8 protein-coding genes are annotated in these 15,739 nt (G+C 38.4%); 6 read left to right on the forward strand and 2 right to left on the reverse strand.

Translation table 11 applies throughout. The annotated features are described in order from the left end of the window. The first annotated feature begins 775 nt into the window (after positions 1–775). The 5 genes from JQC92_RS17405 (at position 776) to JQC92_RS17425 (ending at position 12,276) form a co-directional block, all read left to right on the forward strand. Positions 776–5,590 (forward strand): hypothetical protein, encoded by a 4,815-nt coding sequence (locus JQC92_RS17405; RefSeq protein WP_205000829.1) that lies wholly within the window; start codon positions 776–778, stop codon positions 5,588–5,590. 211 nt (positions 5,591–5,801) lie between these two features. Next, complete coding sequence (locus JQC92_RS17410; protein ID WP_205000830.1) at positions 5,802–9,473, forward strand: ATP-binding protein; 3,672 nt, start codon at positions 5,802–5,804, stop codon at positions 9,471–9,473. After that, on the forward strand, positions 9,473–10,144 hold the full coding sequence (locus tag JQC92_RS17415) for a condensin complex protein MksE (RefSeq protein ID WP_205000831.1): 672 nt from the start codon (positions 9,473–9,475) through the stop codon (positions 10,142–10,144). The genes JQC92_RS17410 and JQC92_RS17415 overlap by 1 nt, the downstream gene beginning before the upstream one ends. A gap of 9 nt (positions 10,145–10,153) precedes the next feature. After that, the gene (locus JQC92_RS17420) at positions 10,154–11,374 is read left to right on the forward strand and encodes a phosphoenolpyruvate carboxylase (protein ID WP_205000832.1); all 1,221 of its coding nucleotides are present in this window, start codon (positions 10,154–10,156) and stop codon (positions 11,372–11,374) included. 14 nt (positions 11,375–11,388) lie between these two features. After that, a complete protein-coding gene (locus JQC92_RS17425; protein ID WP_205000833.1) occupies positions 11,389–12,276 on the forward strand; it encodes a DUF7281 domain-containing protein in 888 nt (295 codons plus the stop codon). A 174-nt stretch (positions 12,277–12,450) separates the two neighbouring features. Here JQC92_RS17425 and JQC92_RS17430 read toward each other — a convergent pair whose 3' ends face one another. After that, a complete protein-coding gene (locus tag JQC92_RS17430; RefSeq protein WP_205000834.1) occupies positions 12,451–13,581 on the reverse strand; it encodes a hypothetical protein in 1,131 nt (376 codons plus the stop codon). Positions 13,582–14,213: 632 nt separating this feature from the next. After that, on the reverse strand, positions 14,214–14,594 hold the full coding sequence (locus tag JQC92_RS17435) for a hypothetical protein (RefSeq protein ID WP_205000835.1): 381 nt from the start codon (positions 14,592–14,594) through the stop codon (positions 14,214–14,216). A gap of 467 nt (positions 14,595–15,061) precedes the next feature. Between JQC92_RS17435 and JQC92_RS17440 the strand changes: the two genes are divergently transcribed. Then, positions 15,062–15,739: IS110 family RNA-guided transposase (locus tag JQC92_RS17440; RefSeq protein WP_205000836.1), on the forward strand; the 678-nt coding region annotated here is incomplete at its 3' end.

A 15,739-nucleotide genomic window follows, 5' to 3' on the forward strand; every position in this document is an offset into this window, starting at 1 on the left:
TTTAGCACCAAAAACGACCAGAAACCGTAGGTTCACTATATCATTTCTGGTCGAAATTGAATGTATCAAAGAGCTATATTGTATTAGCGATCATAATGTTAGATTTTTTTCATAGCCGACTATCTAGTCTCTATTCCTCAAAAATGTTTCTGTTGTTACAGCTTTTTCATTAAGTTTTTTTAAAAGGATCCTTTGCCATAGCCTTTCGAAATATTCCTCTTTTCTACTAAAAAAGCATTTAGCTGAGCTTCGAGATACTCTTATGTGGGCAGCAGGTTAGATATATAGCCATGATACTTGAAGATGCATGTTTCAGGACTTTCTCAGCGCCAATTCTTTGAGGCGCATTAGCGAAGGAATATCGGGATTCTTTCGAGCTAATGTAACAAAGAAGAATTGTCGCTGAAAAGTCCACGCAGTGCGAGTTGCACAGCGTGTTACTCTTTGTTGCCAGTGCTAACAATAGCTCACTATTGCCGCACACTGTCGCCTTGATTAACAAGCTGTGCATTCTCGCTGAAATCGAGCATCTTCAGGTATCATGGGTATAGTGCTTTTTAACTCCAGGTTATAGGGGATGTGTTGAATATCAGTGTCAAGCGTATGAGCAACAAATTAAACCTAATTAATCTATGTTGTTTAATATTCCATATTTATTTAAATTTAACGCATCAAAAGTAAATTTTATTACTCATAGCCGCAGAGCCGCATAGCTAGTTATTAACTATTTAGAGTTATCTGTTCGCTTGTTTTAATCGTTTCGGAAGGAGCAATGATGGCTGAGTGTTCATCAATGGCAATGTCGGCTTCGAAAAGTTACAGCTTTCAAGGAACAGAAGTCGATTTACAGTCGGAAAAGCCTAGAAGTAAGTCCTCTATCATCGACTTCTTAGAACATTTTAAGGTCATATCTGAGCAAGAAAAGGTGACAACGCTATTAAAAAGGCTAATGTTTGCCGAGTCTTATAGTGAGGTATCTGAAGTATTTGATGAGATGTCAGAGATCATTAAAGATCTGAAATTGAATGTAACTATGAATGGAGATGTGGAATTAGGAATTGATAGTTATAATTGCTTTGTTTACTGTGGTAATACTAATTTTTATTTCTGTCACAAACATGTATTCTTCGAATTACTACCAATAGAACCTCAATCCGTTCGCGATGCATGGAATTTGCTTAAGCCTGTAATTAATTTTAGAGATTGTGATACTGATAAAGAGTATTTGCAAAAAAGACAACACATTCTAACTCATCTTGAGAAAATCTTTAATACGGAAGTACTTGGGATTGCTCAAGAAGCAGCAGAAGAAATTAATCAATTTTTAACAAATAATATTACTGTTGATTCAAGTCATATGGGACAAGGAGATGCGCAGGTTGTATTTCCAGCAGCTGACGGCAAAGGTAAGGCAACAGAAATAGATTTGGATGCGCATGAAGTTAATTATGACGCATGTTTAAAAGAACTCCATGAAAAATACGGCTTCTTTGTTGATGATTTAAGTGAGTGCATTGCATATGATAAAAGCCTGCTCCCCACTGAAAAAAAAGCAGTCTTACATGATTTCTATATCAAACTTAAAATTATTGAAGAGTGCAAAAGTTTCGATGATATTCAATATTTATTAAAGCTTTTAAATAGATACCTTTCTATAAAATGCTCTTTGATTAAATCAAAATCTGATCAAGGAGAACAAGTTTGCCTTGTTTATTACAAAAGGCATCAAACGAGAGGAAAGCCAGAAGAAGCTAAGATTGATTCGCACATAGTTCAACTTCCAATACAACTTGCTCCAGAAGTATTTGAAAAACAGATGGGAGAATTCGAACTTATTGGTTTAGATGATTTAAAAGTTAAACCGAAGAAAGAATCAGAATCAAGTCCAAAGTCAGAATTTTCAACGTCTTGGTTTAGTGGACTTTTTTTCAAATTGAAAGAGAGGGGGCCATTAACAAAACCTCCAGAGATCCCCAAACGCACTTTAGTGAAGAAAAAGCCAGAAAGACAACCTGCAATTCAAAATGTTATTGATCAAATTTCTGAAGCAAGTGGTTTCTCTGATGAAATATTTAATCAATGTATGGCAGAAAATGGTGATATAAAAGAACGGATTTATGCAGGAGGAAGGTTTGAAGAGCATGAGAAAGCCACTCTTCTCTTTTCTTTAAATTTAAAAGCTGAAAATCTAAAGAAGCTTGAAGTAGCAAGTAACCAGGCTTCATTAAATTCGGGAAGAAAAGCTTTAAGACCTGAGACCGCTGTAAAAAAGAGTACAGCTAGAGATCCCAAAATACAACAAATCATCAATCAACTTCCTGAGCTTGATGTCTACACTGATGAGCAATTTGAGTCTTGCATGAACCAGAGCCAAGAAATTAAAAATTGTGTTTTTAGATGTGGAGAGCTTAGCGCTGGAGAAAAAGGGACTTTTGTAGCATTTTTAGAGTCTTTTTTTCCAGATGTAAAAAAAGCGATTCCTGAGGCACAACCACCGTCAAAATCAATGCCAGCAAACAATTCAAGGATGATTGGAAATTTAAAGGCAAAAATACCAAAGCTTTTGACCTATTCTGATTCGATTATTGATCAAGCGTTAAAAAGTATGGAAAAAGAGTTTAGATCTGAACTTTGTCGTCAAGCCGAGAGTCGGGCTACGGTAGATAGTTTCTACTCATCCATGCTTATAGAAGCTGCTCAAGAGTTAGTTAGAAATTCAATTCCAGCTCCCAATATCACAACTCAACAAGTTACTCGTCAGTCGTCCTCTGCTTCTGCCGTGACTCATGCGCCAGTTTCTCTATATCCAAATTCTCATGGTGAAAGAGATGAAACACAACGTTCTAGTAGATCTAAACTTAAGGATGTTCCTCACTTTTACTCAGACTTTGGCATTTTCGACGTCGATCATGTTCCAGAACTTATAGAAAAAGCTCACGATAAAATTGAAGGCGATTTTATGTGCTTAAGGGACACGGTGACCCTCAACGAGCATGGTTTTTGGACTGTAAAGCTGGCTAATGAAATCCTTACCTTAGCGAGAAACGAGGAAGGAAACTATACGCAAGAAAGTAAACAGAAAATTACTGAGATAAAAGCACAGGCTAAAGCCATTGTTGAAGAGTTTGGTGAGGATTTAAGTTATATAGAGTGCAAAATGAAACAGGAGGTACGGAAAAGCTCCAATATAAAAGGGAAAGAGGTATGGCTTGAAAAAGTAGAAGCAGGAAAATACAAAAGGCCAATGTTATGGCGTTTTCATACAATTGATGCAAAATATCGAGGTCATATAACTAAAGCTATTGTCGACGGAGCATTAAAGCTATATGAAAATAGTCGTGTATATTTCTCTGAAGAAATGAAAAATAATATTCGTATGACAGATGAGCAAGCACAGCAGATTTGTGACAATGGACACTATAGTAAAATTGAGCGTGAGCTGGCTCATTTTGTCGACCCGACAGGCCGTGAAATCAATTTACATGAGTGGATGCGTCCAATTCAATTATCTGAATTAATTGAATATGTTGATGCAAAACGTTTTGTGGAAGAAATACCACTTACATTTTGTGAAAGAATTTACGCCTTTGTTATTTTGAATGCATGTGCGAGCGTGATTTCAAAAGGTTGCAACCCTAAAGGTATCGTTGGTTTTCATGTATCAGATTTCTTCTCAATGCTCAATAATAATTTGGTGATGCCCGCTGATTTCAAAAGTTTACACGATAACCCATTAGGTTCAGCTTGTAGTGATATTAACAACTCTGGTGTTGTAAGTTTAGGTAGTGCTGAAGCCAATCAAACGGCGATCATCAGAATACTTCAGCATCGAGTGCAACAAAAATGGCAGATGTTACCAACAAGAGAGCCTCTTGAGTATGTATCTCATTATTTGAGTGACTACCGTGGTAAAAACTTACTCGAAAAAATTGAAGCTAGGTTACAGGTGCCTATTTCTACATGGATTTATCAGATTGATGCCAGTCTGTTAGAGACAGAAAATATTGGTCAATTTTGTGAGTCCATAGCATTTTTTATTAGAGTTGATACCTTGATGAGTAAATTCCCTCAATTAAGAATCGATTTTAGAAATTATTGTTTTGGTGTCAAACAGCTAAGAAGTATTATTGAAGCAGGGTTTGTGACAACAGAGAATTTGAGAATTCTCTCTCAGTTTGAGGGGTTAGTTGACACATGTGAACAATATGGACACAATTTTAATGAAATCTTAGAAGAACGCTATGCGGTTGACAGAAAGCAATATGATAAGCTTGAGCATTATCAGAAATTAGAAGTTGATCAAGTCTGGGCTCTTAGAAATTTACTTAGAGACATTAACCGTAACCAATTACCCTTTTCACTGTCACTACTCCCACCATTACAGTTTGCATTTTCATCTTGGCAAGGTAATTGTAACTTTAATACAGCCATGCAATTTTTAATTAGAACTGTGCCACCACATGCTGTTGAGGAACAATGCAGAAAAATTTTTAACGAAGGTGTTATAAACGACTTTTGGAAAAATGATACAGAAGAGGCCAGATATAAAGCGGTTATAGCATTTAGAGCACTTCAACAAAAATATATAAAAATTATGCAAGGGCGGTTACCACCACAAATATTAAGTATTGAGGCTTATAACTTTTTTGAAGCTGTGCGCTGGTTAGTTGAGTTAAAAGCAGATAAAACCACTAAGCTAGTTCAAGTTGCAAAAGTACCTGATATCGGTTCGATGCGACAAGACGATATTCCGAATATCCTTTCAGGCGTATACGCCATTTTAGGACTTGATGAAAATCCAAATTCAGGATTCCAAGATACAATTGTCGAATCAGCAGTATATGGCGAGAGAGAATTTTCAAGAGTTGTTATAGCCGAAGGAGCTAAGGAGGAGTATTATTTTGGAAAAACGTGTGGCACAGATCATTTGAATCAAAAGGCTAGCTCAGAATATACGCAGCTCTCTGAATTAATCCGCTTTACTGAGAGTGAAGGGAATAAAGTTGCAACTAAAAAGCCTTGGACTGCTGCTGAGTTAGGAGTACCAAATTTAGAGAGCGAAGCTATTGATTTAGAAACAGTACGTAAAAACGCCGTTCTGGTGAAAGATGCAAATAACTTTGAATGTGTAACGTTTAACTTTTCTTTTTATACACAAAAGCAAAGAAGGCATATTGAACATGCGATAGTGAATCACTTAAAAACTGGAGAACCATTTGAAGTTCCAATTGTATACCCTAATAAAAAAGCAGGAGGGCAAACAGTATATTACTACGGAACGGTGAACTTGGATATTCAAGGAATGGTCCTTCAAAGAGGTGACAATGGCGGCCATTATTTTTATGTGACAAGACAAGCGAATGGTGATTTCACTTATCAGGACGATACGCGAGATTTAACACTGTCTCAGCATAAGTTGGTTAAAGAAGAGTTTATAGACTGTCAAGATGTAACAGATGTCATTATGCTTAATCCGCAAAAGAGTGAGCAATATACGCCTGCGTTAGTTTCAGCTAAGGTTGTGCAAAATAACGAAGGGAAAATATTTAATTGGCAATCTCGACTACCGTTACATGTAGAGACTGTATAAGACATAACCTAAAGAAGAAAATATAATCTTATTCCTCTAAAATATGCACCTTTTACATGATTATGTTTCTTCAACTCACCCTCAAAAGAGTACTAAAAAATTGCACCTCTTTTACCTTTTCAGTTATTCTTCTTATATTCAGATTATTTCCTAATTAGCGCCTTTTTGTTGTTTCTTTGAGCGCTAGCATTACAATTGCAAAAGGATAAGCATGCCAAGCTTGATTCGCATTGTGTTAATTGACACGCACCTTCCCGGTGTTGTGGAACTTGAGTTAGATGGTCATACCAATATTTGTGGGACCAACGCTTCAGGTAAAACGACACTTCAACGCCTTGTTCCTGTATTTTATGGCGAGTATCCGAGCCGAGTTGTGCCTTCAACTCGTGACAGCTTTGAACGCTGGTATTTACCTCATGACGGCAGCTATATCATTTATGAATACAAAAAAAGTGATGAATTGCTTTATCAGGCGGTTTTATCGTCTGCCGGTGACGGTAAAGGCGTAAATTATCGTTTTGTGGCTAAAGGGTTTGAGCTCGCAGATTATGTGAAAACTCGAAACGTTGATGCAATTGTTTGTCATTCAACGGCTGAACTAGGCCGTAATTTTAAACGCAATGGTATCAGTGTAACTAAGCTGCTCAATACCCGTGAATATCGTGCCGTGATTCAGCACGATAGAAGCTTGCTTAATATTGGCAGCAACCGAAGTGAAATGCGCAGCTTTGCGAGCCAATTCTCACTGTGTGATGCTGAACATTCATTACGCCATATTGAAAAGCTTGCCAAAGCGGTGCATTCGAAAGAAGGCAAGATGGAAACCATTAAGTCTATGATTGCAGCAATCTTAGAAGAAGATGGTGTGAATCCGCCAAGCTCTCGTATCAATCCGCATCATGTAGAAGCATGGATCAACGAAAGCCAGCTAATAAAAGGTTTCGAACAGCTTCGCCCAGAATACGCCAAACTTGAGCAAGAATTTAACCAACTATTAAGTGTTGAACATCGTCTTGGCAGTTTATCTCGCGGCTATAAAAATGATGAAGAGTTAGAAATTCAGCGCAAAGAGTTAGCGGAAAACCAAGCTAAAGAAGACAGTTTGCAGCTGAAAATGCTGGAAGAAGACTGGAAGCAAACTCGAGACGAACTCAATCAAGAATTGTCAGCGGCTAAAGGCGATAACAGCAAGTACGAACAAGAGCTGGATTTAATTGAAGATCAGCATGGTAACTTCTTAGATGCTGATATTGAACAAGCTAAAATCGACTTAACCTTAATTCCAAATTGGCAGACTGATCTTGATAACTTGCGGGAGCGTCATAAGTTACAAACCGAAAAGCATCACGATATCGAATCAGCTTTTAATGAGCGTCGCAGTAAGATCATCGAAAAGCTCAATAAAGATCTTGATAAATTACATAGCCAACAAGATGTTGATCGTGAGAAAAAAGAGCAGCAGCGTGATACCGCCCGTAAAGATTTAGATGCCTTAAATGAAAAGTTCCGTGAACAATTAAATGGTTTGAACTCAAAATTCAATGACAGTCAAAATGCACTGAATTTGAAAGCGGCCGAATACAAGATTCAACTGCAAAATGTAACTTATACCGAAGAAGAAAAGTTAGCGCTTGCTGTCTTTGATGAACGTATTCACCTTGGTCGTGAGCAAGAGCAAAACTCTAGCCATAAAGTTGACCGTTTGACGAATGAAGAACGTAAACTTCGTGCTAGACGCGAGCAGGCTAATGAGGCATTGCGTAGTGCCAGTAAGCGAGTTAGTGAACGTCAAAATCAGCTTGATGACGTTGAGCAAATTCTTTATCCGCAATCTCATACTTTACTCGAATTTTTAAGAAAAGAAGCTCAAGGCTGGGAGCAAAATTTTGGTAAAGTGATAGCCCCTGAAATGCTGCATCGCACCGATTTGCACCCAAGCATTGCGAGCGAACCAAATGAAAATTTATTTGGTATTCATCTTGATTTGAAAGCGGTTGACGTGCCTGAATATGCAGAGTCTGAGCAAGCGTTACGAATCCGTTTGCAAAAAGCAGAAGCCGCATTAGAGTTAGCGAAAGAGCAACAGCTGGCAGCTGAAGGCGAACTGGTTAAGCTCAATGATGAGTTAGATGTGTTGAGTCGTGAACTCACAATGGCTCGCACCGCTTATAAAAACAGCCGTGACGACCTACAACGTTTGTTCGAGGATAAAACGGCAGAGCAAGAAAAGATCAATCAAGCGCTGAAAGACCGTAAAGCAGATACCCAACAAAAGTTAACTCAGCTTGAAAACGAACTTAAAAAGCAACAACAGCAACATCAAATTCGTCTTGATGAGCACAACGAACAAGCTCGTGATGACAAGATGGAGCGCCAAGCTTATTGGCAAGAAGTGATTGGTGCGATTGATGGTCAAATCCAACAAATTCGCAGCAGTATCGATGAACGTAAAGCGAATGCGAAAACTGAGCAAAAAGAGTGTGACGTTTGGTATAAAAACGAACTCCAGTCTCGTGGCGTTGATGAAGGCAAGATCATCAAGCTTAAAAATGATATCAAAGCGCTAGAAACTCGTATTTCAGATACCGAAGCAAGGCGCAGTGATGTACTCAAATATGACGATTGGTATCAGCGAGAATGGTTAGTGCGTAAGCCAAGATTGCAAACCCAACTCAGTGAAGTTAAACAAGCAATTAATGAGCTGACACAAAAGCTGTCAGCAGAATCCAATCAAGTGAAAGCAAAGCGTGAGTTATTGGATAAGTCACGTAAACACCAAGAAGCGATTCAAGTTGAAACCTCTGAGAATTTGACTCGCTTACGTGAGCTAATTCGTAAGCTGGCTGAACTTAAATTACCTGCCAATGACGAAGAAGTGCAGGGTGGAATTCAAGAACGTATTCGCCAAGGTAGCGATGCATTACTCGAACGTGAGAACTTATTGAGTTCGGTTAAGCAATACGTCGAACACTTCGACTCTGTAATTGTGAGCAAATCGGGCTCTCGCTTTGCTGAGATTTGGGAGAAGTCCCGTGAAGAGTCGAGCTCAGTGAATGACAAGGGCATTCGTATTCTCGATTATCGTAAGCTCGTGCCGAAGCTCGATAACTTATTGAATGTGATTGTGTCGCAACAATTTAGAGCGATTCAAGAGCAAGGCCGTATTTTTGGTATCGATTTAACCGCTTACTACGACGTACTTGCGGATATCGACCGTCGAATCGCATCGCAGAGTGCTCGTATCACTCGTGAAGTCGGTGAGGAGTTGTTCCTTGATGGTGTTTCTGAATCAGCGGTGAAAATTCGTTCTCGCATCTCTGAGCTGGAATTTTGGCCTGAACTTGAGCGCTTTGTGAAAGCTTTTGCTCAATGGAAAGCCACCGGTTTTGATGGCTTACCAGATGAAGATTATATCTTAAGCATGCGTCGAGCACTTGAGGTCATTGGTCGATCCGCTCTCACGGGCGGTATTGCTAAGTTACTTGAAATTGAACTGACATTACGTGAAGGCAACAGCGCCCTTGTCATTCGCACCGACCGTCAGCTTAATGAGTCATCGAGCCATGGTATGGCTTACTTAATTTTATGCAAATTCTTACTCGCCTTTACCCGTTTATTGCGTGGCCGTGCCCAAGCGACGATTCATTGGCCAATCGATGAACTCGGAACTTTGCATCACAATAATGTGAAGAAAATTTTCGATGCCTGTGAGAACAACCAGATATGTGTGTTGGGGGCTTTTCCGAACCCAGAATCAGAAGTATTAGAGTTATTTAAAAATCGTTACATCATCAACAAGCAAACCAAAAAGCTGCAAGTGGTCAAACCGAAAGTGAATGCGATTGCTGAGAAGTTAAAAAGTCGTCTTAAGGAGAGCGCATAATGAGTGAGTTAAGTTCTGCAAATGAGTCGACAGAATCAGTAATGGTAGGAAAAGGTGCATTAATTGAAGCCTTGCTCAAAGGTGATTTTATTTGTCGTACTACTAGCGAAGACGGTTGGCGTGCATTACAAAGTCATACAACAAGAGATAGCGTTGAGCAGTACCTAAATCAAATCAATCGAACACTTTCTTCTGCTGCAGAAGGCGAGGTGTACTTTTGTGGATATTTGCAGCTCGGTGACGCGGAACGAAAAGTAATTTCAAGCCAATTTAAAGATATCTGTCAGTCTCTGACTCCGTTAGTGGAGTGGTTGGTTTTGGTGCAAGAATCCAGTGGTGCTGATGCACCATTAACGCAAGGAGCGCCGATTCGTTTAACTGAGTTACAAACCAGAATTGAAGATACGCCAGCATTTCGTGAGCAGTTAGCTAAGCTCAGCCAATATCGATTATTCGGTTCAACCAGTTCGCAAGTGGATAATCAAATTAAACTGGTATTTAAGCGCTTACAAGAACTTGGTTACTTAATTCGCCCTAACAAAGATAAGCAGATTTATTTGGCTACTGGTAAGTTAGATTACCTCTATGAAGTCATACGTTTTATCGACGAGACCGAAGCGCTTAGTTTAGAAGCACAGGCTGAGACGGTAACTCAGCAAGATTTGGTTTAAGGGAACGCTATGAGCAATAACTTACACCAGGCGGGTGTTAAGCAACTCAAGTTACTGGGAAAGCATGCCGATTTAATTATGGATGCTTATCTGGCTGGCTCAGTTGATGAAGGGAAAGCCGATAACAAAGTCGTCGATAAGCTTAAACAAGCGAAAATCTTTTGGCGACCAGAAGCTGATCAAGAGCTGCGTCTGACCCGAAATGTCAGAGCCATGCTTGAAGAGGCACTAAGTGATGAACGAAATCGTCAAATTGACTCAAATGCAGGCTCGGCATTAGCCACAATTAAAACACTGGCGAATCATTACAAAGAAGCGAGGCATAATGTCGTTCATGCGGCCGCAGAAGCTTATTTAGCGGATCTCAATGAGCATGTGTATAGCTTCACTGAAAGCCTAGCTTACTCCACACGTGTACTTTGGAGTCGCATTAATAACGAGTTTGGTTATGTGGGTACGATTAACGCTAAGATCCGTGAAAATGAGCTTGCTCAAAGTCAGGTAACCGAGCTGTTAAACGGCTTAGAGATGTTTCAGTTTGAGGAATTAACTGACATTGCTGGTGACACCCGAGAATTGCGTAAACTGCTGGTTACTACGTTGCATGAAAGTTTAAGCTTGAACATTGAGGAGCTGAGTTTAGTTCAGAGTCGTTTATTAGAATTACTCGGTCGTTTCCGTCAAATTCGTGGACGTACAAGACTATTAAAAGGTTGGTTATTACATACTGAAATGCACCCTGACTATGTGCCTGATAATCATGTTACGCATAAGCAGATCCCCGCTTTATTTAATCAAGCAGAAACCTTGTTAGCACCAGCTGCTGCAGATATTAAAAACAGCTTACACGAGCCAGAGTTAATGGACTTGGTTGCAAGAATTAAAGCCTTTAGTGAGCGACCTGCACTTGAAACCGAGCAGCAACAATCAGCAAGCTTTACCTTGGAAGCATCACAAGACTTTGAGATTGCGGAGAGTAAAATAAAGTTAGCCGTTGATGATTATTTGTGTGAGATCATTGAAACGGGGAACACCTTGCGAGCCATCGAATATTTAGAAGAAAAAGCGTTACCTTTTGATTCCGAAAGTTGGATTTATCAGGTGATTGGAGGTTATGAAGGGTTAGCTGAAGAATACAAACAGCACTTCAGCTTGGAGCCAATAGGAAACCCACATCCTATATTTAACGGAAACTTAATCATCAGTGATGTAGAAGTTGGCTTGGATTAGGGAAAATCTTTCACATGATGAAAAAGCTTACTGAGAGACACTTCAAAGCCATTGCCGCAGCAATAAAGCAGCGGCAAAAAATCTTGCTTTTAAATTATAAAAATAGCACTTGGAGAGACATCCATGCTGTTACTGAAATTGGTGAAGTTTGCGCCAATGGAAAGAAGTTGCAACTCACCAAGTCAGATCTTAAAGAAGTACAGAATACGATCGTTGATTTATACAAAGTGAATGTCTTAGATTTTGACTTTGATACAGATAGGGTTGCTGTAAGTGCGTCGGGAGCCGATGATAAGCGGGCTAAAAGTAAGCCAAATCAAGATTATGTTTTATTCAAGGTACTAAATGATGCTTCACTTGCTGAAATTTCTTCGCCACTAACATCAATCAGAGCAACAGCTAGTGATGTGAATCGCTTCATTAACGACAACAATATTCATAATGCTCTCGTTGTTGAAAATTTAGATATTTTTGATCGTATTAATGAATTTGATTTACCGATGAATGCAGATAAGATAATCGTTTTTTATCGAGGTGATGCTCAGATTGCTCCTTCAGGCCTTAAGCAGTTGCTCTTATCTTTAACTGAAAATGTTCAATGTACGATATTTACCGATTATGATCCGGCGGGTATTCAAATCTGTTTAACGACCCCAAAGATTCATTCTATTATTCTTCCTCAGTTTGATTCTTCAAAGTTTAATATAAGGCTAAGTCAAGCTGAAGATTATGATAAACAAAGCAAACAGAAAGCATTTGTTGATAAGCAATGTCCAATAGCGTTAAGTGAGGATTGGGACTTTATAAAAAAGAATAGATTAAGCTTGAAACAACAAACTATTTTGTCGAATAAACTACCTCTAGTGAGAATAGAGCTGCTGTCTTCAGACAATAAAGATTGAAACTAGCTTTTGGACAGAACCTAATTAGTGCTTTTACTTAAATTATTCAGCGTAACACTTCTAGGTTCTAATTATTTTTAGATTTGTTGAATGTAACTTCAAAAAGCAAAATATCAATTTGAGTATTTTTAGACTACAAAGATACGACAGAATCTAATTTTCTTTATGGCTTTTCTAACTTCTATGCACCCTAAAAATAGAATCAAGAGCATTAAAATAAAGCACTATTCTCTCTTGTTCTGTTGCGGAGACTAACGGCACATCAGCTAGCACATCAATATCAGGATCTCGCCCAGCATCCATAAATTCATTTTTTGCAAATTGACATTGATAGATTCCAAAGGGTTGTGAACTAACTACTAAAGTAGTCATAGTATCAGCATTCAATTCCAAAAAAGCCTTGATCGTATCGCCTGTATTTGCGGTTCGCTCTTTGCCATTTTCGTAGGTGTTTTTAGCTGTAATAACTTTTATATTAGAAAAATGAAAGCCATAACCTTGATGTTTTATCAGCCAGTTTGCTGCATCTGACTCTGTATCACATATTGCATCACACCGTTTTAAAGCTGACATCTCATCAATAAAACTTCGCTCGCTCTGATATAATTTTCTATTGCCAACTAAAATAAATACGGATTTGTAACTAATCTCTTGTTGCTTTAAAGACTCTAGCCTTTGCCGCATATTTTGCACTGTCGAGCCTAGGACAAGTATGTTTTGGTAATCGCATTTTAGTGGTTGCAACTTAGACAGTAAGCCGAGAGTTTCAAATAAATTCGTCAAACTCGAAAATTGTGATTTGTATACCGGATAAAAAAAATTATTTTTAGCATTTGACACCATCTCATGCCTCGACTCCGAAGGCTTACGCCTAAAATACTTCTCGAGTTTAAGCTTAATGTCGTCTACATCTTGTTTATGTTTTATATTACCTAACCTAAGCCCTTCAGATACCAAATTTAAATCTATTTTATATCCGCCTATATTTACATACGAACAGTTAAAAATTTGATGAAACTGTACAAGTGCCTGTGTAGTTAGACTCCTATGCTCATCAGTAACGAAAGATACTTGTTCAAGAGCCCATGATTGATCCGCTTGTTTAAAACTTACGACGTCAATTTCAAAAAAGCATTTAACATAAGGTGATTGGACAAGGTACACTCTATATACGAAACCGTCCTTTGAACAAGCAATATCATGACAACCCTTTAACATGGTTTCATCAGTGAGGCGTAAAACAGAATTACCATATTCAATAAACGGATGGACTAAAGTGGGCGGAAATGCGCAACCTGCTGACATCTCAAAAACTCCAAAGAATTTTTGCATATTAAGTGGAGAACTTATTCCAACATAAATTGTTTTTTTAAACTACAAACTAAAACAAGGATTAATCATACTGCATCCCTTATGTGTGAATATTTAGTCAGTGAGCATACCTTCAAGCTGCATAGCTTCCTCACCAGCTTTAATATTGAAAAATGTACCCACTGTTAATCTAAGCAATCTCCCTACTCATTCTACTGGTGAGGTGTCATAAATCAAGGAAGTTGATCCTTTCAATATCAAGGTATTGAACAGGCTGGCCTATTGTTATTTCAATTCTTCGTCTAGTTTTCATCAAAAGTTTTAATACACTCTTTGCTCTATCGTCTTTCATATTTTTTCTAAGTGACGTCTGAAGAACTATATTCGCTTGAAGGTTCTGTCGTAAATAGAGATGTTGCCGCTATAAATTAAAGAGACATAGGCTGTAAACCATTTTGGGGCAAAAACTGCTTATAAAGAGTGATACTGCCAGCTTAAAAAACTCTAAAGTTTCAAACCTTATTGTTCACCCACACTAGTGTGATATAACGCTGTGGCAAACCAACGTCTTCAGTTCAAAAAAATGTGTATGAGTTCGCACATTGAGATTGCTCATATACACCACTTTATAGCCAAATTGCGCTTGCTATTCTAGGAACTTGCGATTCAAACCATTGTATTTTTTCGGTATCGAAAACTACTTTTAACCCGTTTAATTTGTAGTCATAAACTATTGTGTTAATTGATTTTTTTATCTTTAGATTATGTTTCCCTATTGCATCTATAACTATAAGTTCTATTCGAGTATCTTCAGGCAAATATATAATTTCATTTTTTGTGGAGTTAAAGCGAATTAAGTGCTTAGTTGCTTTATCAGGAGATGTTATTTGCAGATGAAAATTTCCTTCATTTATGGTTTGTCGATGCCCAGGAAGTGTGATGCAAGCCGAAAGACTAAGGCTTAAAATCATTAAGATAACGGTTTGAAACTTAGTAAAAGTCGACATCTGTTCTCCATATTTTAATGTTATTTTGCTGTAAAATAACAAAGATATCCATTTCAGCACTTTAAATTACCATGCTGAATTTTAAAAGTTTTAAAGAAAAAATTGATTATAACAGTTGGCTAACCATAAACATTTCCTGTAACTGACCACGTTACCTGAAACTCATTTTGGGGCATTTCCGTGTTTCGCCCCACAACACGAATCTGGACGTGCGACGTGAAGTCGTATGAAGCGCTGTTCACCGCTTTGAGTGAACCTGCCGTATCACCGGTTGAACCTAGGACTCTGAATACAGTAGCGAGTCTAACAATGTAACGAAGTCGATTCGACGGGAAAATAATCGTGAGAGGACATTCCTCCTGATAACCACATGAATCGGGTAAGTGCTAGGTAGATAATTGGACTCCCCTTTATCAGTCGGAAGGTGTACTTTACATTTTCACCGTTAGTAGTAATTGGAGTCTATGATGAAAAGTACAATTGTTGGTGTTGATTTGGCAAAACGTGTAATTCAAGTTTGTATATATACAAACAAAACCGTGCGTTCTAACAAAGAAATGACACCGAATGAGTTCACCGAATTTCTAGCCAAATCAAAACCAATGACGGTTGTATTTGAAGCCTGTGGCACTTCAAACTATTGGCTACAAAAAGCACTATCATTTGACCATGATGCAAAGCTTATCTCTGCTCAATTGGTCGCTTCAGTCAGGCAATCACAAAAAACAGATAAGAATGATGCTTTGGCAATTGTTCAATCAGCCATGCTCCCTGAAGTGAATTTTGTTTCAGGCAAGTCGGTGGAACAGCAACAATTGCAATCCATGGTTAGGTTAAGGGAATTATGCATTAAGCAAAAGACGGCACTATGCAATCAACTTATTGGATTACTCGCAGAGTTTAATATCGGCGTAAATGAGCGCAATGGTGGATTAAGAGGCGCAGTTGAATCTACTCTTGAAGATGCCGACAATGGTTTCAGTGATTTATTTCGGGCGTCATTAGACAGCGCTTGGAAACTTTATCTAGAAGTAATTAAATCACTCGCTGTCTACGAAGATAATCTTGAAAAATCCATAAACGATTACTCGGATTGCAAAAAATTACTGAAAATTGAAGGCGTAGGTCCCATAAATGCCATTAAT

Source organism: Parashewanella hymeniacidonis, from assembly GCF_016900895.1.
GTDB classification, from domain to species: Bacteria; Pseudomonadota; Gammaproteobacteria; order Enterobacterales; family Shewanellaceae; genus Parashewanella; species Parashewanella hymeniacidonis.